An 18,754-nucleotide genomic window follows, 5' to 3' on the forward strand; every position below is an offset into this window, starting at 1 on the left:
AAGTCGGGTGGGCCGACTTCCCGCGCGGGGTGGAGGGTTCAGCTCGCCAGGACGACCGGGCGGTGGGCCGCCGGGGTGAAGCCCTTGGCGATGAGGCGGACGGCCAGGGTGACCTCCCAGGCGAAGACCGGGAGGGCGGCCAGCGAGCCGATCGTCGACACCTGCGGGTAGAGGCCGAACAGCACGGCCACCGCCGAGGCGAGGATCAGCGGGCCGCCGATCAGGCCGAGCAGGGCGACGGGGCGGGGCACCAGCCGTGAGCGGTGCATCAGGAACGCCAGGGCGAGCGAGTTGGCGCCCAGGACGACGTTGGGGCCGAGCAGGAACGTCCAGTCGTGGACGGCGACCAGGGCGCGGGCGGCGGTGGCCGCCCCGGCGCCGGCGTCCTGCCGCAGGGTGACGACGGCGAGCACGCTGACGATGCCGACCGCGATCACCGCGGCCTCCAGCAGCCGCCCGCAGACGTAGCCGAGCGCCAGCGCCTCCTGCTGCCGCCGCAGCACCGGGTACAGCGCCACCCCGGTGCCGATCACCGCCAGCACCAGCACCACCTCGCACAGCGCCCCCGCCGCGACCCGGCCGTCCGCACCGGACCCGGCCACGTACGCGGCGCCGTCCAGCGCGGGCCGGTACAGCAACATCCCGGCGATCGCGGCCACTTCGGTCACGAGGAACAGTGCGCCCGTGATTACCGCCGTCTTTCTGTCCCCGGTCGCCTTCACCAGAACCAGCCCCTCTCCGTCGACCCCAGGTGTACGGCGTACACCTGGGGCTCACCGTAGGCGTACGCCGTACACTCGTCAAGCCGACGAGAGAGTCGACGAGCGAGCCGACGAGAGAGGATCCGGAGATGAGCGAGAGCGAAGGGGTGCGCCGCACCCCGCTGAACCGGGAACGCGTACTGGCCGCCGCCGTGGCCTTCGCCGACCGCGAGGCGGGCGGCACCGACGCGCTGAGCATGCGCAAACTCGCCCTGGAGCTGGGCGTGGTGCCGATGGCGCTCTACAAGCACGTCGCCAACAAGGAGGAACTGCTCGCCGGCATGGTCGACACCGTCGTCGGCGGGATCGACCCGCCCGCCGCCGGCGCCGACTGGAAGGGGGCCGTGCGCGAACGCATCCTGTCCGCCCGCCGGGCCCTGCGCCGCCACCCGTGGGCGCCGCGCGTCATCGAGTCGCTGCCCGCACCGACGCCCGCGGTACTCGGCCACCTGGACGCGGTGATCGGCCTGTTCCGGGCCGGCGGCCTCTCCGCCGACCTCGCCCATCACGCGATGCACGCCCTGGGCGGCCGGCTCCTGGGCTTCACCCAGGAACTCTTCGACGCCTCCCCGCAGCCCGGGGCAGGCGCCCCCGATCCCCGCGTCGCGGCCCAACTCGCCGCCCGCTACCCGCACATCGCCGAGGTCGCCGCCACGGCTGCCCATGCGGAGCACGCGGCGGAGGACGGTACGGCGGTCGGCGGCGGCTGCGACGACCAGTTCGAGTTCGAATTCGCCCTGGACGTCCTGCTGGACGGCATCGAGCGCCTGCACCTGGCCGATTGGACCTCGGCGGGGGCGCGTCGTGCCGTACAGTGATGCCACGGCCGTGGCGACGGCCGCGGCTGTGCGTTGTGGCCCGTGCCCATGGCGCCTGTGACGGCCGGAAGTTGAGTCATCGCGATCACCCTCGGTCCACCGTGCCATGAGCATGTGCCGAGGCACGGGCGGCGCATGCCAGAGGAAGCACGATGCCGCGACACACCTTCGGCGATGCCATGCCGCCGCACCTGCGGTCGGCCGCGATCTGCTACACGATGGAGACCGCCGGCCACCTCCGGGAGGTCCTGCAGTACTCCGCCCCCGTCCTGGCGGACCAGGGCTGGGCGCGAATGTGCATGTACCGGACGGGCGACGCGATGGACACGATCGGATTCCTCGTCGACGAGATCGCGCTCCACTTGGAGGACACCGGCGCAGGGCGCGAGGAGATCGGGCGGCTGCTCGCGGCCGACCGCGAGTGCCTTCGGACCGTGCGGCCCGCTCGCATCGCCGGGCTGAGGTACACAGAAGAAGCGATCCACGTGATGCCGCAGTGGGTCGCCGGCGAACTGCGCGATGCCGTGGCCTACGTCCTGCTGCGCCTGCCCGTGATGCTGCGGTCCGCGCTGAGGGCACGGGACGCGCTCTGGGTGAGGCGGTGCCTTCGTCCGATGGTCGACTCGATGGACCGGCTGGGGCGGCTGGCCAACCTCTTCGCGGCCGTGCACCTCGATGTGTACGACGAGAGCACGCTCTCGCGCTACCAGCAGCTCCGCCAACAGCGGCCGCGGACGAGAATGCCGGACGCCGGGGGCCGCCACTTCCGGGCCGCGGCGGACTGGGGGGACGTGCTGGTGTGGCCGGACTCCTACGAGGTGAAGGTGTTCACGCTGCTGGCCATGCTGGACGAGCAGTGCGACGGCCCGCGCTGGGAGGGTGGCGACGGGAGGATGCGTCCGGCGATGCGGAACGCCGCTGTCGGAACCCTCAACGCGATGGCGGTCGTGACGGCCGAGAACGGTGACAGTCCTCGCTACCGGCTCACCGACGGTGAGTGGGTCTACGCCATGGCGGTGTCCACGGCCCTGCGGAGCCGGTTGGCGCGCTCCTTCCCGGATCCGGCAGAAGGTGACAGGCCCCTGCTCGACGTCCTCCGTGCCGCGTTCCACCGCACTCCCGGGGGTCGGCGATGAGTCTGCGACTGCTGTGGCTGCTGGTCGCCGTCCTCGTCTCCACCGTCGCCGCGCTGCTGGTGTTCATCCTCCGCTCCCGGCTCGGGGTGCGGGCCGGGGAGGCGGTGCTGTGGGCCGGGTCGGCGTTCGGGGGGAGCATGCTGGTGGTGCTCGGGGCGCTGGTGTTCGTGTTCGGGGGATGAGCGGGTCGGCGGAAGCTGTTGCGGGTGATCGCGATAACGTCTTGAATGGTCCAGACCACAACGGGAGGACGCACAACCATGACCATTCCTCAGCGCACCGTCGTCCTGGGCACTTTGGGCTTCGGCACGATCGTCGACGAGGAGACCTCGTTCCGGATCCTGGACCGCTTCGTCGAGGGCGGCGGTACCGTCCTCGACACCGCGAACAACTACGCGTTCTGGCTCGACGGCGCCACCGGTGACGAGAGCGAGGCTGTCATCGGCCGCTGGCTGGCCAGCCGCAAGGTCCGCGACCAGGTCGTCATCAGCACCAAGGTCGGTGCCCGGCCCACCGTGCCGGGGGCCGGACTGGAGGCGGCCGAGGGGCTGTCGGAGAAGGCGATCCGGGCGGGCATCGAAGGCAGTCTGCGGCGCCTCGGCACGGACCGCGTCGAGGTCTACTGGACGCACATCGAGGACCGTTCGGTGCCGCTCGCCGAGACCGTGGAGGCCCTCGCCGGGCTGGTGACCGCCGGCAAGGCGGGTGCGGTCGGCGCCAGCAACCACGCCGTGTGGCGGGTGGAGCGGGCCCGTGCGCTCGCCGGGGACGGGCCGCGCTACTCGCACCTGCAGTACCGCTACTCGTACCTCCAGCCGCGCTTCGACGTGCCGCTGCTGTCCTCCGCCCATGTGCACGTGACGTCCGAACTCCTGGACTACGTAAGCTCCGAGGGGGATCTGCGGCTCTGGGTCTACAGTCCGCTGCTCTCCGGCGGGCTCACCCGCGAGGACGTCGAGATCGGCGCCGCCTACGACCACCCGGGCACGCCGAGGCGTCTCGCCGCGCTGCGGGCGGTGGCGGAGGAGACCGGGACGACCGTCAACCAGGTGGCGCTCAGCTGGCTGCTCGACCACGAGGCAAAGATCCTGCCGCTGGTCGGCGTGAGCCGGACCGCCCAACTGGACGAGGCGCTCGGCGCCCTCGACCTGACGCTCACGGCGGAGCAGCGGAAGCGGCTGGACGAGGCCGCGCTGTAGTCGCACCCGCTAACCCGCGACCCCGGGGGCCCGGTCGAGGGCCCCCGGGAACGGCCCGCTCAGGTCGTCGGGTAGCCGATTGCGGCGATGTCCTCGGCGAGATCGGCCAGTTCGACGTCCGGGTCGATGGCCGCCACGACCGCCGCCGTGAGCGGGTGCAGGGCGAGCACGTGCGCGACCGCCGCCGGCTCGGGGGCGTGCTCGGGCTCGTAGTACTCCTCGGCCCACTCCAGGTACGCGCGCGCCGGGTCGGCGGCGGCCAGCAGGGCGAACAGCTCCACCCCGCCCGTCGGCGCGGCCGAGGGCGCCTGCCACCCGTCGTCGCCCCCGGCGCCGTGCCAGAAGCAGACGGTGGCGAGCGGCACGCCGTCCGCCCCGCCGAAGGCCGGCTCCTCCGCCTGGGCGCGGAACGGCCCGGGCACCTCGGGGAGCAGCTGCGGCGCGGCGTTCGGCGCGGTGCGGTCGAGGCCGCGCGCGTACACGCCGGCGTCGGAGAACACCATGAACCAGTCGTCGCCCTCCCCGTTGCGCATCGACGCCGTCTCCTCGCCGGCGCCCCACGTGGAGGCGAAGGAGTAGTAGCGGTCCTCCCAGTCGGGGCCGAGGATCGCTTCGAGCATGGCGAGCCCCCGGCACCGGTCGCGCAGCGAAGCCGGGTCGGGCAGGCGGGCGAGGAGTCCTCGCAGGTCAGGGATGTCGTGGGTGTCGTGCACACCAGGATTCAAGCACGTGCCACCGACAGCGGTCCTGCCCCCGGTGCGGCAGCGAGATCCGCAGCTGCTGGCCCCGGTGGTCGGACAGTCCCCGGTCGTCGACGAAGGCGTAGTGGTCCACCGCCGCCCCGTCGTTGGTGAACGCCCAGTCGAGGCGCCACCAGTCGGCGCCCAGGACGCCGCCCCAGCTGCCGGGGTAGAGGTCGCCGCTCGCCGCGCGGGCGTCGTGCAGCCGGGCGCGGAGCGGGTCGAGGTCGCCCATCGCGGGGCTGGTGTTGAAGTCCCCGGCGACCAGCAGGGGACGGGAGTTGGCGGCGGTGTCGCGCTCCAGGGCCGCGAACTGCTCGCGGCGGGCCGCGTCGGCCCCGCGCACCACCCGGTAGAAGGCGCGGCCGAACACCGACTCCCGGGTGTCCACCTGGACCGGGATGTGCACGTTGTAGAAGGAGACGGCGCGGCCCCGGACGTCGAGGTCGGTGCGCAGCACCTTGCGCCGGGTGAAGACCTCCGACCAGGGCGCGTCCGCCGCCACCGCCGGGCCGACGGTCGGCGTGGCGAGCACCGGGAAGCGGGACAGGGTGACCAGCTCGCCGGCCGCCACCACCTGGTAGCCGGGGAACTCCCGCCGGATCCGGTCGAGTTCGTCGATCGGGGTGTGCGTCCCGTGCACCCACGCCAGGTACTCCTGGAGCAGGTAGACGTCGGCGTCCTGGGCGTGCAGGAAGCGGTAGAAGGCGTCCGGGTCGTCGGTGGTGTCCCAGTACTCGGTGTTCCAGGAGAAGACGGTGATCCCAGGGCCGGCCGGGGCGGCGGCCGAACCCGGCTTCAGGGCCGACCAGTTGAGGCCGGTCCGGGGCAGTGCGGCGACCAGCAGCAGGACCGCCGTCGGCACCAGCCACCGCCGCAGGCCCGAGCCGGCGGCCGGGAGCGTCCACGCCAGCGCGAGCAGCGTCACCGGCACGGCGAGGAACAGCAGCGGCGGCGCCAGTCCGGGTATCAGCCAGAACCACCACCGCCCGTTCGCCAGGAGGTCCAGCGCCAGGAACGCCGCCCACAGTGCGGTGGCGGCCACCAGCAGGCGCACACCCGTGGAATGCCGGGAGCGGGGGGAAACGGAATCCGGATCCATGCGGCGGAGCGTAGCAGGGCGGGCCGCGCACCCGAATTCCGGTGCCCAGCACCCGGACACCCCCGATACGGGGACGATATCCGCCCGATACGCGGTCCGCCTGAACTGGGCCCATGACCTTTTCCGTGACGGTCGTCGTCCCGGCCCACAACGCGGCCCGAACCCTTTCGGCCTGCCTGGACTCGGTGTACGCCCAGACCCACCGGCCGCACCAGGTGATCGTGGTCGACGACGGATCCACCGACGCCACCGCCCGGATCGCCCAGGCATACACGGCCGACGCGGCCGACGGCGGCCCGGCCGGGGGCCCTGCCGGGGGCTCCGCCAGGGGCCCTGCCGGGGGCCCGCCGTGCGAGCTGATCCGGCAGTGGCCGAATCGCGGTGTTTCCGCCGCGCGGAATGCCGGAATCGCGGCCGCGACCGGTGAGGTGATCTTCTTCCTGGATTCCGACGAGGCCCTGACACCCGATTCGGTGGCGAATGCGCTGGAAATCCTGGAAAAGGATCCGGAATGCGGCTGCGTACACGGGGTGATCGCCCCGGAACCGCTCTTCGACGACGGACCGGTGGAGCGCTACCGGGTCCTGCACGCGCACTGGTGGCGGGTACGCGGCGCCGGTGTGGTGGAGACGGCGTTCTTCGCCCAGGCGGCGGTGCGGCGCGAGGTGTTCGAGCGGATCGGCGGCTTCGACGAGAGCCTGCGCGACTCCGAGGACCTCGAACTCAGCGACCGGCTGGCCCCGCACTACCGGATCGTGCTCACGGACCGGGTGGTCGCCCACCACGACGAGGTCGAACGGCTCGGCCCGCTGCTCGCCGAGACCTACCGGCGCGCGCTGCTGCTGGTGCCCGCACTCGCCTCGTCGCGGCGCGGCGGGCGGCGCAACCTCACCGCCAACAGCCCGGCCTCGGTCGCGACGGCCGCGTTCACGCTGGCCGCGCTGCCACTGGCCGGCCGGTGGCCGGTGCTGCCGGCCGCCGGGCTGGCCGCCTTCTGCGCCGCCAACGCGGGACTGCTGCGGTTCGCCGCCCGGCGGCACGGGGCGGCGTTCGCGCCGTACGCGGCGGGCGTGCACTTCCTGGTCGTCGGCTCGCTGCTGACCGGCGCGGGCGTCGGCGCCCTGCGGATGCTGCTGCCGGGGCGGCGGGCGACAGTGCAGGCGGCACCGCACGCGACGGAGGAGCGGAACTGATGGCGGAACGGCTGCGCGCTCTCCTCACCCCCGCCATCGTGCTGGCCGCCCTGGTCGGCGTCGGCCTGCTGCTGCGGCACGAGGGCCCGGTCGCCGCCCGCGCCCTCGCCCGCGCCGACGCGGTGCCGCTGCTGCTCGCCGCACTGGCCGCCAACGTCGGCGGCCTGGTCCTCGCGGTGCACGCCTGGCGGGTGCTGGTGCCCGCGCCGCCGGGCAGTGCCCCCGGCACGCCGGGGCCGGTCCGGGGACTGCTCGCGGCCCGGATCTACTTCCTCGGCCAGCTGTCCAAGTACCTGCCCGGCCGGGTGTGGGGCGTGGTCACCCATGTCACCCACGGCCGCGCGGTGGGCGTGCCGGCCGCCGCGATGACCTCCGCCTATCTGCTGAGCCTCGCGCTCACCGTCCTCACCGGAGCCTGCGTCAGCCTGTTCGCCGCGCCCGCCGTCCTGCCGGGGTTGTGGTTCTGGCTGGTCCTGCCCGTCCTCGGCCTGCTCGCCTGCCTGGCCAGGCCCGCGCTGGCGACCCGGCCGGTGGTGGCGCTCGCCAGGCTGGCCCGCCGCACCGTGGAGCCGCCGCCGGACGCGGCCGTCCGCCGGGCGATCGCGCTGGCGGTCGCCTCCTGGCTGGTGTCCGGGCTGCACCTGTGGTTCCTGGCGATCACCCTCGGCGCGCCGGCCGTGAGCTCCGCGGGGCCGGCGATCGGGGCGTTCGCGCTCGCCACGGTGGTGAGCAGCCTCGCCGTGGTGGTCCCCGACGGCTGGGGCGTGCGCGAGCTGACCATCGCCGCCGCGCTCGCGACCGCGCTGCCCGACGGCACCGCGGCGACGGCGGCCGTCGCCAGCCGCGTCGTCTGCGTGGTCGCCGAACTCGGCAGCTCCGCCGTCGTCCTGGCGCTGGCCCGGGCCCGGCTCGGCGCCCCGGGCACCCGCACCCCCGCCGACAGCACAGCCAGTTCCACCCCCGTCCCCGCCCCCACCCCGATCGGAGACTCCCGTGTACACCCTTGACGACGCCGAACGGTTCGAGGTCGGCGAGGTGCACGACCTGTACCGCCGTTACGTGAACAAGAGCCAGGTCTCGCTGATGACCTCCTTCGGCTTCGGCCGCGAGCTGGTCGCGCACGCCGAGGGCGCCCACCTCACCCTCACCGACGGCCGGCGGATCCTGGACGTCACCGGCGGTGTGGGCGTGCTCAACCACGGCCACAACCACCCCCGCATCCTCGCCGTCCGGGAGCGCTTCGCCCGCGAGCGCCGGATGGAGGTCCACAAGACCTACTTCTCGCCCTACCTCGCCGCGCTGGGCCACAACCTCGCCGAGGTGCTGCCCGGCGACCTGTCGATGTCCTTCCTCCCCAACTCCGGTGCCGAGGCGGTCGAGGGCGCCGTCAAGCTCGCGTTCAAGTACCACAACGGCAAGCGCCGGACGGTGCTGCGCGCGGACCGCGCCTTCCACGGCAAGCTCCTCGGCTCCGGCGGCCTCACCGGGCAGTCGCAGTTCGCGTTCCCCACCATCCCCGGCATCGACACCTTCACCTACAACGACCTCGCCTCCGTGCGGCGCGCCGTGGCCGCCCACCCCGGCGACGTCTACGCGGTCCTGATCGAGCCGTTCAGCGCCTCCACCATCGAGGCCTGCTCGGAGGAGTTCCTGCGCGGGCTGCGCGAGCTGTGCGACCGGGAGAAGATCGTGCTGATCTTCGACGAGATCTACACCGGCTGGGGCAAGACCGGCACCCTGTTCCACTTCATGCGCTACCCGGGCCTGCTGCCGGACGTGCTCACCACCTCCAAGTCCTTCGGCGGCGGCAAGTCCTCCATCTCGGCGTTCGTCGCCCGCGAACCGATCTTCCGCAAGGCCTACGACAACCTCGGCGACGCCCTGCTGCAGTCCACCTCGACCACCTACTACGGCTTCGGCGAGGAGTGCGCCACCGCCCTGGAGGCCGTCAACATCGCGATCGAGGACGACTACCCGGCCCGGGCCCGGGCGATCGGCGCCGTCCTCGAACCGGGCCTGCGGCGGCTCGCCAAGGAGCACCCGGACACCGTCGCCCGGGTGGACGGCGCGGGCGCCCTGTGGGGGGTGTTCATCGACGGCGGGCCGCGGATCCTCGACCTGGTCGCCAAACTCGCGCCCGGCGGGATGGCGCGCGACCCCCGGTTCAAGACCAAGCTGGTCACCTGCGCCGTCATCAGCGCCCTCTACCAGGACCACGGCATCTTCGCCTACTACACCCTCAACGGCCGCAATCCGCTGATCATCGGGCCGTCCCTGATCACCGAACCGGCCGACGTCGAGCGGACCGTGGACGCCCTCGGCACCGTCCTCGACGAGGGGCTCGGCCGACTGGTCACCCGCTTCGTCAAGCAGAAGGTGGCCTCGCAGTGGTGACCCCGACCGGCCCCGACGACCGTCCTGACGCCCGTCCTGACGCAGGCCCTCGCCCCGACGCCCGCCCCGACGCCCGCACCGCCCCCGCCTCACCGTGGCCGTCACCGGCGCCGCCGGCATGCTCGGCTCGCGCCTCGCCGAACGCCTCACCGCCGACGGCCACCACGTGCGCGGCATCGACCTGCGCCCCGGCCCGGGCGTCGAGGTGGTCGGCGACATCCGCGACCGTACCGCCCTCGACCGCGCCCTGCACGGCGCCGACATCCTGGTCCACGCCGCCGCCGCGCTCCCCAGCTACCCGGACGAGCAGATCCGCTCCATCATCGTCGACGGCACCCGCGCCGTCTTCGCCGCCGCCCGCGCCGCCGGCACCCCCCGCGTGGTGCACATCTCCTCCACCGCCGTCTACGGCCTGCCCCGCCAGGTCCCCACCCCCGAGACCCACCCCCGCGAACCCGTCGACACCTACAGCCGCGCCAAGGCCGCCGCCGAGGAGATCGCCGAACGCCACCGCGCCGACGGCCTGTGCGTCCCGATCCTGCGGCCCAAGACCTTCGTCGGCCCCGGCCGGATGGGCCTGTTCGCGATGCTCTTCGAATGGGCCGAGGAGGGCCGCAACTTCCCCGTGCTCGGCCGGGGCGACGTCCGCACCCAGATGTTCGGCATCGACGACCTGGTGGACGCGGTGGTCACCGTCCTGCACGCCCCCGACCACCTCGCCAATGACACCTACAACCTCGCCGCCGCCGAATTCGGCACCCTGCGCGAGGACTTCCAGGCCGTCCTGGACGCCGCCGGCCACGGCAAGCGCGTCGTCGGCCTGCCCGCCCGGCCCGCCCTCGCCGTCCTCGACACCCTGCAGCGCGCCCGCCTCTCACCCGTCTACGGACGCCTGCTTCACAAGCTCACCGCCGACTCCTACGTCTCCATCGACAAGGCCCGCGACCGGCTCGGCTTCGCCCCCCGGCTCTCCAACCGGGACGCCATCCTGCGCACCTACGACTGGTGGCGCACCGCCCGGCACGAGACCCCGGCCGCCCCGCGCACCGGCGGCCCCGACGCGGGCCGCACCAGCCGCGACCCGTGGAGCCAGGGACTGCTGTCCGCCGTGAAGATCTTCTTCTGAGGAGCGCTCCGCCATGACCTCCCTGAGCGAACAGAGCTCGCAGCACGAGACGGGCCGACCCGCAGGGCCGCCCGAGCCCGCCCGCCGCACCGCCGGGCCCTCCCGCCTGCCCGCACCGCTCGCCCTGCTCCGGCCCGGCCAGTGGCCCAAGAACATCCTGGTCGTCCCGCTGCCCCTGCTCGGCGCCGACCTCGCCTGGGACATGACCGCCCGGATCGCCGTCGCCGTCGGCGCCTTCGTCCTCGCCTCCTCGCTCGTCTACGTCGTCAACGACCTCGCCGACGTCGAACGCGACCGCCGCCACCCCGTCAAACGCCACCGGCCGCTCGCCTCCGGACGGGTCGCCCCGCGCACCGCCGTCGGCCTCGCCCTGCTCCTCGCCGCCCTGCTCGTCCCCGTCCTGGCCGTCGCCGGACCGGGCGTCGCCGCACCCGTCCTGCTCTACCTCGGCGTCAACGCCGCCTACAGCTGGCGGCTCAAACACCTCCCGCTGCTGGACGTCTTCGTCGTCGCCACCGGCTTCGTGCTCCGCCTGCTCGGCGGCTACGGGGCCAGCGGCCGCCCGCTCTCCGCCTGGCTGGTCCTCACCGTGCTCACCCTCTGCCTGGTCCTCATCGTCGGCAAACGGCGCCACGAACTCGGCGTCGCCGGCAGCGGCCACCGCCCCGCACTGGTCGGCTACTCCGCGCACTTCCTCGACCTGGTGCTGGTGCTCTGCTCCGGACTCACCGTCGTCGGCTACCTGCTCTACCTGCGCACCGAGTCCGGCTACGAGACCGGCGCCCTGCTCACCGCCCCACTGGCCCTGTTCGCCCTGTTCCGCTACCTGCAGATCGTCGTCGTGCACGCCGAGGGCGGGAACCCCGTGCACACCCTGCTGCGCGACCGGGCCATGCTGGCCACCGCCGCGCTCTGGGCCGCCCTCCTGCTCACCTTCCAACTCACCTGACATACACCATCGTTGACCCCCGGACTTTCCGAACGAGGAGCCATGCCCACCACACCGCTCGTCTCGGTGGTCGTGCCGATGTACAACGACAGCCGCACCGTCGACCTCTGCCTCGGCTCCGTCCTCGCCCAGAGCCACCCCGTGCACGAGGTGATCGTCGTCGACGACGCCAGCACCGACGACTCCGCCGCGCTCGCCGCCGCCCACCCCGTCACCCTGATCCGCGCCGAACGCAACGGCGGCCCCGGCGCCACCCGCAACCTCGGCGTCGAACACGCCACCGGCGACATCGTCTTCTTCCTCGACGCCGACCTCGCGATGCACCCCGACGCCGTCGCCGAAGCCGTCGCGGTCTTCGCCGAACACCCCGAGTACGGTGCCGTGTTCGGAGTCCCCGACAAGGAACCCCTGTTCCCCGAGGGCCCCGTCGGCCAGTACCGCATCCTCCAGTACCACTACTGGCGCAAGAGCGCCGAAGGACTGGTCAGCGGCGGCTTCTACGCCCTCGGCGCCGTCCGCCGCACCGCCTTCCTGGAAGCCGGACCCTTCAACCCGGCACTGCGCCAGACCGAGGAGATCGACCACGCCGAACGGCTCGCCGCCCGCCACCCCATGCTGCTCACCTCGCGCGTCCGCGGCCGGCTCTCCGACGAGAACCGGATCCGCCCGTTGCTGCGCAAGGCCTTCGTGCGCAGCCGGCTGCGGGTGCCGTTCTACCTCGACCGCGGACGCGCGATGCAGGGCATGGAGACCCCCGGCCGGGCCCTCGCCTCGGTGCTCGCCGCGCTCACCCTGCTGAGCCTGCCCCTGATCGCCTGGCAGCCGGCGGCCGCGCTCGCCACCGCCCTGCTGCTCGCCGCCTTCGTCCTCACCGACCTCGGGCAGTACCGCTTCGTCCGCCAGGAGCGCGGCTACCGCTTCCTGGTCTTCTTCACCCTCTGCCACCTCCTGCTGAACGCCGTCGTCACCGCCGGACTCGCCGCCGGGGTCGGCCGGTTCGCGGTCAGCCGGGAGTTCCGCCGGATGTACCGGCAGGACGGGGCGCCCGCCGGCGGGCCGGACGGCGAACCGGCCCCGGAACCCACCCGGGCCCGCCGGACCGCCCGCCGGCTGCGCACCTGGTACGGCCGCGCCCTGGTCGGCCTCACCGGGGCCTGGCTGCTCTACGCCTTCTTCCGCTGGTCGGTCAGCGGACGCTGGCACTGGGCGATCCTGTTCGACGCCGTCCCGCCGGTGCTCCTCGTCGCCGTGCCGCTGTTCCTGCTGCTCGCCGCCGTGGGCGCCTGCGGGCCCCGCCGCACCTGGGCGCTCGGGCTCGCCCTGCCGCCGCTGCTGCTCGGCCTCACTACCGGCTCCGGCCTCAACTGGCCCGCCCTGTGGCACGGCGAACGGACGGTGCCGACCGGAGCCCTGCACGTGGTCTCCTTCAACACCCAGTACTGGGCCGCGTCCACCGGAGTCGACCGGCTCTACAGCCTGATCCACCGTCAGAATGCCGATGTGTACCTGTTCCAGGAGCACGTGGTCTGGCAGCCCGGCCTCGGCGAGGACGGCTACCGGCGGCTCGACGACGACGCCCGGCTCGCCGCCGAGTTCCCCGGCTACCACATCGCCCGCACCGGCGAACTGCTCACCGTCTCCCGCTACCCGATCGTCGAGCAGCGCTCCGTCGGCACCGGTGCCGCCCTCGGGGCCGACGCCTCCTTCAGTCGGATCTTCGCCCGCGACAAGGTGATGCGCACCGACCTCCAGGTCGGGACCACCGTGCTCAGCGTCTACAACGTGCATGTCACCGTGCCGCTGGCGCCCGACCTCGACCCGTTCTCGGGCTTCGACTTCGACTCCTACTTCAAGCGCAAGTTCGCCTGGCGCCAGGAGGAGATCCGGGGCCTGGAGACCGAGCTCAAGGGGAACCCCAACCGCACCCTGATCGCCGGCGACTTCAACGCCAGCCCCGCGATGCGCGACCTGGACGGGATCCGCTCGCTCGCGGACGACGCGATTCGCGCCAACAATGACTTCCTGCCGCTGAGTTGGAAGTTCTCGGCACCGGCCGGATTCGACTGGGACAGCGCGGTCAACCGCCCCTACCCGCTCTGGCGGCTGGACTGGAGCTTCACCCGGGGCCCGGTGAAGGTCCACCGCTACGACTTCCGGTCCGCCGAAGGCATCTCCGAACACCGGCTGCAGGACCTCTGGCTCTCGCTCTGAACCCCCCGAAAGGACACGACATGGTGCTCAAGGATCTGCGGACCGCCGTCCGCACCGCCTCCGGTGTCGAACTGCTGGAGCGCCTGCCCGCGCTGCGGCGGCCGGTGGACTGGCTCGGCGAGCGGCCGGTGCTGCACGGCCTCACCCTGTGGGCGTTCGGGCTGCGCAAGCCGCTGTTCTGGGACCATGTGGTCACCCCCGAGCCGCGCGCCGAACTCACCGAGGTGCGGGACCTGTTGGAGAAGAACCGCGAGCGCTACGCGGAACGCCTCGCCGGATTCCTGGAGTTGGGCGATTCGCTGAGCGGCATCCCGCTGCGGGGCACCGCGGCCGGCTCCACCCCCTACTGGAACAACGGCTGGCTGCCGCCGCTGGACGCGCTGTCGCTGTACGGGTTCCTGGCCGAGCTGCGGCCCGCCCGCTACCTGGAGATCGGCTCCGGCAACTCCACCAAGTTCGCCCGCCGGGCGGTCGAGGACCTCGGGCTGAGCACCCGGATCACCTCGATCGACCCGGCCCCGCGCGCCACCGTCGACCGGCTCTGCGACGAGGTGGTCCGCACCCCGCTCCAGCACGCCGACCTCGCGGTGTTCCGCGAGCTGGAGCCGGGCGACATCGTCTTCTTCGACGGGTCGCACCGGCTCCACATGGGCTCGGACGTCGCGGTGTTCTTCTTCGAGGTGCTGCCGGTGCTCAAGCCCGGGGTGATCGTCCACGTGCACGACATCATGCTCCCGGCGGACTACCCGACCTCCTGGCGCTGGCGGCACTACTCCGAGCAGTACCTGCTGGCCGCACTGCTGACGGCCGCGCCGGGACGGTTCGACGTCGAGCTGCCGGACGCCTTCGTGTACGCCGACCCGGAGCTGCGGCGGATCGCCGAGCCGCTCTGGCGCCGGCTCGGGGTCACCGAGCACTACGAGCCGGGGTCGTTCTGGTGGCGCCACACCGGCTGAGCCCGACCCGAGCGGGTGGCTCGGGCGGCCCAGGGGGCTCAGGACGCCGGGCAGGCGCCGTTGAGGATGTCCTGCTCCAGCGTCCGCAGCTCCGGTCCCGGCTCCAGCCCCAGCTCCTCGACGAGCTGGGCGCGCAGGGTGCGGTAGACGCCGAGCGCCTCCACCGTCCGTCCGGAGCGGTGCAGGGCCTGCATCAGCAGGGCGTGCAGGTGCTCGCGGAACGGGTGCGCGGAGACCAGTTCGAGCAGCTCGCCGACCAGGTCCCCGGGCCGGCCGAGGGCCAGCTCCAGGCGCACCCGCTCCTCGACCGCGCGCAGCCGGTTCTCCTCCAGCCGACGGGCCCAGGACTCCAGCGCCGGGCAGTCCAGGCCCGCCATGGCCGGCCCGGTCCACCGGGCGAGGGCCTGCCGCAGGTCGGCGGCCGCCTCGGGGAGGTGGCCGGTGGCGGCCCGCAGCCGGGCGCGGGCGACCTCCTCGTTGAACAGCGTGGCGTCCAGCTCGCCCGGCCCGAGCCGGAGCCGGTAGCCGTTCGGATGGGTCTCGATCACCGGTGGCGCGCCCGCGTCGGCGAACGCGCGGCGCAGCTGGGAGACGCAGATCCGGATCTGCGTCCGGGCGCTGGCCGGTGGCGCCGCGCCCCACAGGTTGTCCACCAGCCGGTCCAGCGGGACAACCCAGTTGGGTGTCAGGGCGAGGGTCGCCAGCACGAGTTGGCTGCGTCGTCCCCCGAGTGGTACCGGCCTTCCGTCGACGTCGACCTGGAGTGGTCCCAGGATATGCACCAGCACAATATGGCCCCCGTTCGTCGCTCTCACCTGCGCCGAAATGGCGCCGCGGAAGCGGAGAAGACTCCGCCGTCCGGGCGCCGGATGGCAGCATGGTATAGACCTTTGAGGGTGTCAAGGGCACTTCAAGGCCGTCGGATGGCCGGATCGGACCCGGTCCGCGCGCCCGCCTCCGGCGGCCCGGGAACCCTTCGGACTGACGAACCGTCAGGAACTGTCGCTCAGCGCGTAGGTGCGGAAGGTGGCGAGCAGGGGCAGCACATCGGTCTTGCTCGGCTCCTCGGTGACGGCCCGCATGGCGTCGATCACCGCGTGCGCGATCACCTTGACCACGCCGAGGTCGTCCCCGGCCGTCTCGCCCCAGGCGCGCAGGGTCCGGGTGAGCAGGGCGCTCATCCGGGCACCGATGTTGGAACTCACCGCGTCGGTGAGTTCGGCGAGTTCCTCGTCGGTCATGCTCGACCGCAGGCCGAAGGCCAGCGCCATCAGCGTGTCGACGGCGTGCTCGCCGTAGCGCGCGACCAGCGCGGCGAGCGGCTGCTCGGCCGGCCCCCCGGCGGCCAGCGCGGCCAGGGCCTCGTCGTCGTCCTTCCAAGCCGCTTCGAGCGCGGCCAGGGCCCGCAGGGCCTCGTCCACCATCAGGCCATCCGTCATGCGGAGAACCGTATTGAGCGTCCGGGGACCGGGGGCGGGGTCGGGCCGGGATCTCACCCGATCGAGCGAAAACGGTGCGGTTCCGCCACCGGGGGCGCAGAGGGCGTGGCGGTGCGGAGCCCGGCCGCCCCCGGGCCCTCGGATCAGCCGGCCCCGTGCTCGGCGGTGAAGGCGGCGGCGTCCCAGTCGCCGTGCAGCGCCGGCGCGAGCGCGGCGACCGCGAGCGCGGTGAAGTCCGCCGCCCGGCCCGCGTGTTCGGGCAGTGCGCCGAGCAGCGGCGCACCGGCGGCCGCCCGCGGCAGGTCGGTGAGGTTGCAGCGGTCGGCGAGCCCGGGGGAGTCCGGCCAGGCGCCGACCACCACGCCGAGCAGCGGCAGACCGCGCGCGGCCAGCGCCTCGGCCGTGAGCGCGGTGGTGTTCAGCGTGCCGAGACCGGCCGTCGCCACCAGCAGCACCTCGGCGGGCAGGCCGAGTCCACGCACCGCGCGCGCCTGGTCGGCGAGCGTGCGGCCCTGCTCGTCGTAGCGGACCAGCAGCCCGCCGGCGCCCTCGACCAGCACCAGGTCGTGCCGCTCGGCCAGGGCCGCGACCTCCTTCGCCACGTCCTCGGCCGGCAGGCACGGCAGGCCGGACCGGCGGGCCGCCGTGTCGGGCGCCAAGGGCTCGGGGTAGCGGGCGAGTTCGCGCAGCGTGAGGGCGTCCGGGGTGGGCGCCGCGGGCCCGGCCAGCCGGCGGACCTCCTCGGCGTCGCCCGGCTCGCCGGGGGCGACCCCGGTCTGGCCGGGCTTGAGCACCGCGACCCGCAGACCGGCCCGCAGGGCGCTCGCCGTGACGGCCGCCGTGGTGACGGTCTTGCCGACCTCGGTGCCGGTCCCGGTCACGAAGACGACGCGTCCGCCCGTGGTGCCGTCGGTGTCCCTGCCCGCGTCCCCGCTCATGTCCCCGTCCGTGTCCATGTTCCCGTTCTCGTTCCCGATCCCGTTCCGGTCCGTCGTGGTGTCGGCCACTGTGCTCACCCGGCGGCGGCCGCCGCCGTGACGGCCCGGGCGATCCGCGCCACGTCCTCGTCACCGGTGATGTACGGCGGCATGGTGTAGACGAGGTCCCGGAACGGGCGCAGCCAGACGCCCTCCCGGGCGGCGGCCTCGGTCGCCGCCGCCATGTCCACCGGGTGGTCCAGCTGCACGACGCCGATCGCGCCGAGCACCCGGACGTCCTTGACGCCCGGCAGCGCGGCGGCGTCCGCCAGGCCCGTGCTCAGCCCGGTACTGATCCGCTTGACCTCGGTCGCCCAGTCCTGCCCGAGCAGCAGGTCGATCGAGGCGTTGGCGACCGCCGCCGCCAGCGGGTTGCCCATGAACGTCGGCCCGTGGGCCAGCACCGGCACCGTGCCGCGGCTGATGCCGTCCGCGATCTCCGCCGTGCACAGGGTGGCCGCCATGGTGAGGTAGCCGCCGGTGAGCGACTTGCCGAGGCACATCACGTCCGGGGCGACGCCCGCGTGGTCGGCGGCGAACAGCTCGCCGCTGCGGCCGAAGCCGGTGGCGATCTCGTCGAAGACCAGCAACACCCCGTGCCGGTCGCACAGTTCGCGCAGCATCCGGAGGTAGGCGGGGGAGTGGAAGCGCATCCCGCCGGCGCCCTGCACCACCGGTTCCACGATCACCGCCGCCAGCTCGCCCGCGTGGCGCTCCACCAGCTCCTCGAAGGCCCGGGCGTAGGAGTCGTCGAGCGGGGCGTCGAAGCCGGCCGGCGGCTCGGCGGCGAACAGCTGGTGGGGCAGCACCCCGCCCCACAGCTGGTGCATGCCGCCCTCCGGGTCGCACACCGACATCGGGTGGAAGGTGTCCCCGTGGTAGCCGCCGCGCCAGGTGAGCAGCCGCCGCTTCTCGGGCCGGCCCACGGACTGCCAGTACTGCAGGCACATCTTCATCGCGACCTCGACGGCCACCGAGCCCGAGTCGGCGAGGAACACGTGCCGCAGCGGCTCCGGGGTGATCTCCACCAGGGTGGCCGCCAGCCGGACGGCGGGCTCGTGGGTGAGCCCGCCGAACATGACGTGGCTCATCCGCCCCAGCTGCCCGCGTACCGCCTCGTCCAGCACCGGGTGCCCGTACCCGTGGATCGCCGCCCACCAGGACGACATGCCGTCCACCAGCTCGCGCCGCCCGCCCGCGACCGGCGCGGCCAGCCGCAGCCGGACGCCGGAGGCGGACTCCACCACGTACGGGGTGGCGGTGCCGGGCATCGGCCCGTACGGGTGCCAGACGTGCGCCCGGTCGAGCGCGATCAGGGTGTCGGTGGACAACTGGGTCATGGGGAGAGGACTTTCCGAGGGATGCGGTCGGGTCCGGTGCGGTCCGGTCCAGTGCGGTCCGGTCCGGTGTGGGCCGGTCCGGACCAGGACAGGGGGTCAGGCGTTGGGCGCCAGCTCGGTGCCGGCGCCGCGGCGCCGGACCCGCACCAGGTCGGTGCGCACCTCGTCGGCGGCCGTGCCGGCGGCCTGCTCGGTGGTCGGCTCGGCGGTCTCGCCGGCGGTCGCCGTCGGCACCGCGTGCCCGTGGCCGCCGCAGGGGCCGCAGCCGCCGCCCGTCCCGCAGCCGCCGACAGCGGCGTCCGCGCCCTCGCCGGCCACCGCGGCCGTGCCGCAGCCCCCGCCCGCGCCGCCCGCGGCACCGGTGCCGCAACCGCCGGCCGCCGCCGCGATGTCCGCCCGGTGCCGGGGCAGGG

General features: G+C 73.6%; 18 protein-coding genes and 1 pseudogene. 11 read left to right on the forward strand and 8 right to left on the reverse strand.

Annotated elements, in window-relative coordinates; all coding sequences use genetic code 11:
* Window positions 1–38 precede the first annotated feature (38 nt).
* Complete coding sequence (locus VR45_RS12990) at window positions 39–722, reverse strand: DUF4386 domain-containing protein (RefSeq protein ID WP_045939875.1); 684 nt, start codon at window positions 720–722, stop codon at window positions 39–41.
* 128 nt (window positions 723–850) lie between these two features.
* Between VR45_RS12990 and VR45_RS12995 the strand changes: the two genes are divergently transcribed.
* From VR45_RS12995 to VR45_RS13010, 4 genes are all read left to right on the forward strand, one after another.
* On the forward strand, window positions 851–1,579 hold the full coding sequence (locus VR45_RS12995) for a TetR/AcrR family transcriptional regulator C-terminal domain-containing protein (protein ID WP_045939876.1): 729 nt from the start codon (window positions 851–853) through the stop codon (window positions 1,577–1,579).
* A gap of 152 nt (window positions 1,580–1,731) precedes the next feature.
* The gene (locus VR45_RS13000) at window positions 1,732–2,715 is read left to right on the forward strand and encodes a hypothetical protein (protein ID WP_045939877.1); all 984 of its coding nucleotides are present in this window, start codon (window positions 1,732–1,734) and stop codon (window positions 2,713–2,715) included.
* The gene (locus VR45_RS13005; protein ID WP_045939878.1) at window positions 2,712–2,897 is read left to right on the forward strand and encodes a hypothetical protein; all 186 of its coding nucleotides are present in this window, start codon (window positions 2,712–2,714) and stop codon (window positions 2,895–2,897) included. The genes VR45_RS13000 and VR45_RS13005 overlap by 4 nt, the downstream gene beginning before the upstream one ends.
* A gap of 78 nt (window positions 2,898–2,975) precedes the next feature.
* Complete coding sequence (locus VR45_RS13010; RefSeq protein ID WP_107084173.1) at window positions 2,976–3,914, forward strand: aldo/keto reductase; 939 nt, start codon at window positions 2,976–2,978, stop codon at window positions 3,912–3,914.
* Window positions 3,915–3,973: 59 nt separating this feature from the next.
* Here the strand turns inward: VR45_RS13010 and VR45_RS13015 are convergent, their stop codons facing one another.
* Together VR45_RS13015 and VR45_RS13020 are read right to left on the reverse strand one after the other, a co-directional pair.
* On the reverse strand, window positions 3,974–4,627 hold the full coding sequence (locus tag VR45_RS13015) for a hypothetical protein (protein ID WP_052709049.1): 654 nt from the start codon (window positions 4,625–4,627) through the stop codon (window positions 3,974–3,976).
* Window positions 4,602–5,756 carry an endonuclease/exonuclease/phosphatase family protein gene (locus VR45_RS13020; RefSeq protein WP_107084174.1) on the reverse strand — a complete coding sequence of 385 codons (1,155 nt, stop codon included), beginning with the start codon at window positions 5,754–5,756 and terminating at the stop codon, window positions 4,602–4,604. The genes VR45_RS13015 and VR45_RS13020 overlap by 26 nt, the downstream gene beginning before the upstream one ends.
* Before the next feature lie 113 nt (window positions 5,757–5,869).
* Here VR45_RS13020 and VR45_RS13025 point away from each other — a divergent pair, with 113 nt between their 5' ends.
* The 7 genes from VR45_RS13025 (at window position 5,870) to VR45_RS13055 (ending at window position 14,585) form a co-directional block, all read left to right on the forward strand.
* Window positions 5,870–6,949 carry a glycosyltransferase family A protein gene (locus VR45_RS13025; protein WP_045939880.1) on the forward strand — a complete coding sequence of 360 codons (1,080 nt, stop codon included), beginning with the start codon at window positions 5,870–5,872 and terminating at the stop codon, window positions 6,947–6,949.
* Complete coding sequence (locus VR45_RS13030; protein ID WP_052709051.1) at window positions 6,949–7,956, forward strand: lysylphosphatidylglycerol synthase domain-containing protein; 1,008 nt, start codon at window positions 6,949–6,951, stop codon at window positions 7,954–7,956. The genes VR45_RS13025 and VR45_RS13030 overlap by 1 nt, the downstream gene beginning before the upstream one ends.
* Window positions 7,943–9,343, forward strand: coding sequence for an aminotransferase class III-fold pyridoxal phosphate-dependent enzyme (locus tag VR45_RS13035; RefSeq protein ID WP_045939881.1), 1,401 nt, complete (start codon window positions 7,943–7,945; stop codon window positions 9,341–9,343). The genes VR45_RS13030 and VR45_RS13035 overlap by 14 nt, the downstream gene beginning before the upstream one ends.
* A 94-nt stretch (window positions 9,344–9,437) precedes the next feature.
* Complete coding sequence (locus VR45_RS13040; RefSeq protein ID WP_286163178.1) at window positions 9,438–10,469, forward strand: NAD-dependent epimerase/dehydratase family protein; 1,032 nt, start codon at window positions 9,438–9,440, stop codon at window positions 10,467–10,469.
* A gap of 13 nt (window positions 10,470–10,482) precedes the next feature.
* On the forward strand, window positions 10,483–11,418 hold the full coding sequence (locus VR45_RS13045) for a UbiA prenyltransferase family protein (RefSeq protein WP_045939882.1): 936 nt from the start codon (window positions 10,483–10,485) through the stop codon (window positions 11,416–11,418).
* 42 nt (window positions 11,419–11,460) lie between these two features.
* A complete protein-coding gene (locus VR45_RS45570) occupies window positions 11,461–13,629 on the forward strand; it encodes a glycosyltransferase (protein ID WP_107084175.1) in 2,169 nt (722 codons plus the stop codon).
* A gap of 20 nt (window positions 13,630–13,649) precedes the next feature.
* Window positions 13,650–14,585: a class I SAM-dependent methyltransferase gene (locus VR45_RS13055; RefSeq protein ID WP_052709052.1), complete on the forward strand. Its 936-nt coding sequence runs from the start codon at window positions 13,650–13,652 to the stop codon at window positions 14,583–14,585.
* A gap of 38 nt (window positions 14,586–14,623) precedes the next feature.
* Here VR45_RS13055 and VR45_RS13060 read toward each other — a convergent pair whose 3' ends face one another.
* The 5 genes and pseudogenes from VR45_RS13060 to VR45_RS13080 all read right to left on the reverse strand — a co-directional run.
* Window positions 14,624–15,400 carry an AfsR/SARP family transcriptional regulator gene (locus VR45_RS13060; protein ID WP_078896480.1) on the reverse strand — a complete coding sequence of 259 codons (777 nt, stop codon included), beginning with the start codon at window positions 15,398–15,400 and terminating at the stop codon, window positions 14,624–14,626.
* A 177-nt stretch (window positions 15,401–15,577) separates the two neighbouring features.
* Window positions 15,578–16,024 (reverse strand): hypothetical protein, encoded by a 447-nt coding sequence (locus VR45_RS13065; protein ID WP_045939884.1) that lies wholly within the window; start codon window positions 16,022–16,024, stop codon window positions 15,578–15,580.
* A 143-nt stretch (window positions 16,025–16,167) separates the two neighbouring features.
* Window positions 16,168–16,962, reverse strand: coding sequence for a dethiobiotin synthase (bioD, locus tag VR45_RS13070; RefSeq protein ID WP_045939893.1), 795 nt, complete (start codon window positions 16,960–16,962; stop codon window positions 16,168–16,170).
* Between the two features lie 74 nt (window positions 16,963–17,036).
* Window positions 17,037–18,341, reverse strand: coding sequence for an adenosylmethionine--8-amino-7-oxononanoate transaminase (locus VR45_RS13075; RefSeq protein WP_045939885.1), 1,305 nt, complete (start codon window positions 18,339–18,341; stop codon window positions 17,037–17,039).
* 96 nt (window positions 18,342–18,437) lie between these two features.
* Window positions 18,438–18,754, reverse strand: a pseudogene (locus VR45_RS13080) (biotin synthase BioB); the annotation flags it as partial.

The organism is Streptomyces sp. NRRL S-495 (assembly GCF_000966955.1).
In the GTDB taxonomy this organism is placed as follows: domain Bacteria; phylum Actinomycetota; class Actinomycetes; order Streptomycetales; family Streptomycetaceae; genus Kitasatospora; species Kitasatospora purpeofusca.

Bases quoted from the DNA above. Each gene is read 5' to 3' on its own strand.
- VR45_RS12995 (WP_045939876.1), top strand. From the start codon at position 851: ATGAGCGAGAGCGAAGGGGTGCGCCGCACCCCGCTGAACCGGGAACGC.
- VR45_RS13000 (WP_045939877.1), top strand. From the start codon at position 1,732: ATGCCGCGACACACCTTCGGCGATGCCATGCCGCCGCACCTGCGGTCG.
- VR45_RS13005 (WP_045939878.1), top strand. From the start codon at position 2,712: ATGAGTCTGCGACTGCTGTGGCTGCTGGTCGCCGTCCTCGTCTCCACC.
- VR45_RS13010 (WP_107084173.1), top strand. From the start codon at position 2,976: ATGACCATTCCTCAGCGCACCGTCGTCCTGGGCACTTTGGGCTTCGGC.
- VR45_RS13020 (WP_107084174.1), bottom strand. From the start codon at position 5,756: ATGGATCCGGATTCCGTTTCCCCCCGCTCCCGGCATTCCACGGGTGTG.
- VR45_RS13025 (WP_045939880.1), top strand. From the start codon at position 5,870: ATGACCTTTTCCGTGACGGTCGTCGTCCCGGCCCACAACGCGGCCCGA.
- VR45_RS13030 (WP_052709051.1), top strand. From the start codon at position 6,949: ATGGCGGAACGGCTGCGCGCTCTCCTCACCCCCGCCATCGTGCTGGCC.
- VR45_RS13045 (WP_045939882.1), top strand. From the start codon at position 10,483: ATGACCTCCCTGAGCGAACAGAGCTCGCAGCACGAGACGGGCCGACCC.
- VR45_RS45570 (WP_107084175.1), top strand. From the start codon at position 11,461: ATGCCCACCACACCGCTCGTCTCGGTGGTCGTGCCGATGTACAACGAC.
- VR45_RS13055 (WP_052709052.1), top strand. From the start codon at position 13,650: ATGGTGCTCAAGGATCTGCGGACCGCCGTCCGCACCGCCTCCGGTGTC.
- VR45_RS13065 (WP_045939884.1), bottom strand. From the start codon at position 16,024: ATGACGGATGGCCTGATGGTGGACGAGGCCCTGCGGGCCCTGGCCGCG.
- bioD (WP_045939893.1), bottom strand. From the start codon at position 16,962: ATGAGCGGGGACGCGGGCAGGGACACCGACGGCACCACGGGCGGACGC.
- VR45_RS13075 (WP_045939885.1), bottom strand. From the start codon at position 18,341: ATGACCCAGTTGTCCACCGACACCCTGATCGCGCTCGACCGGGCGCAC.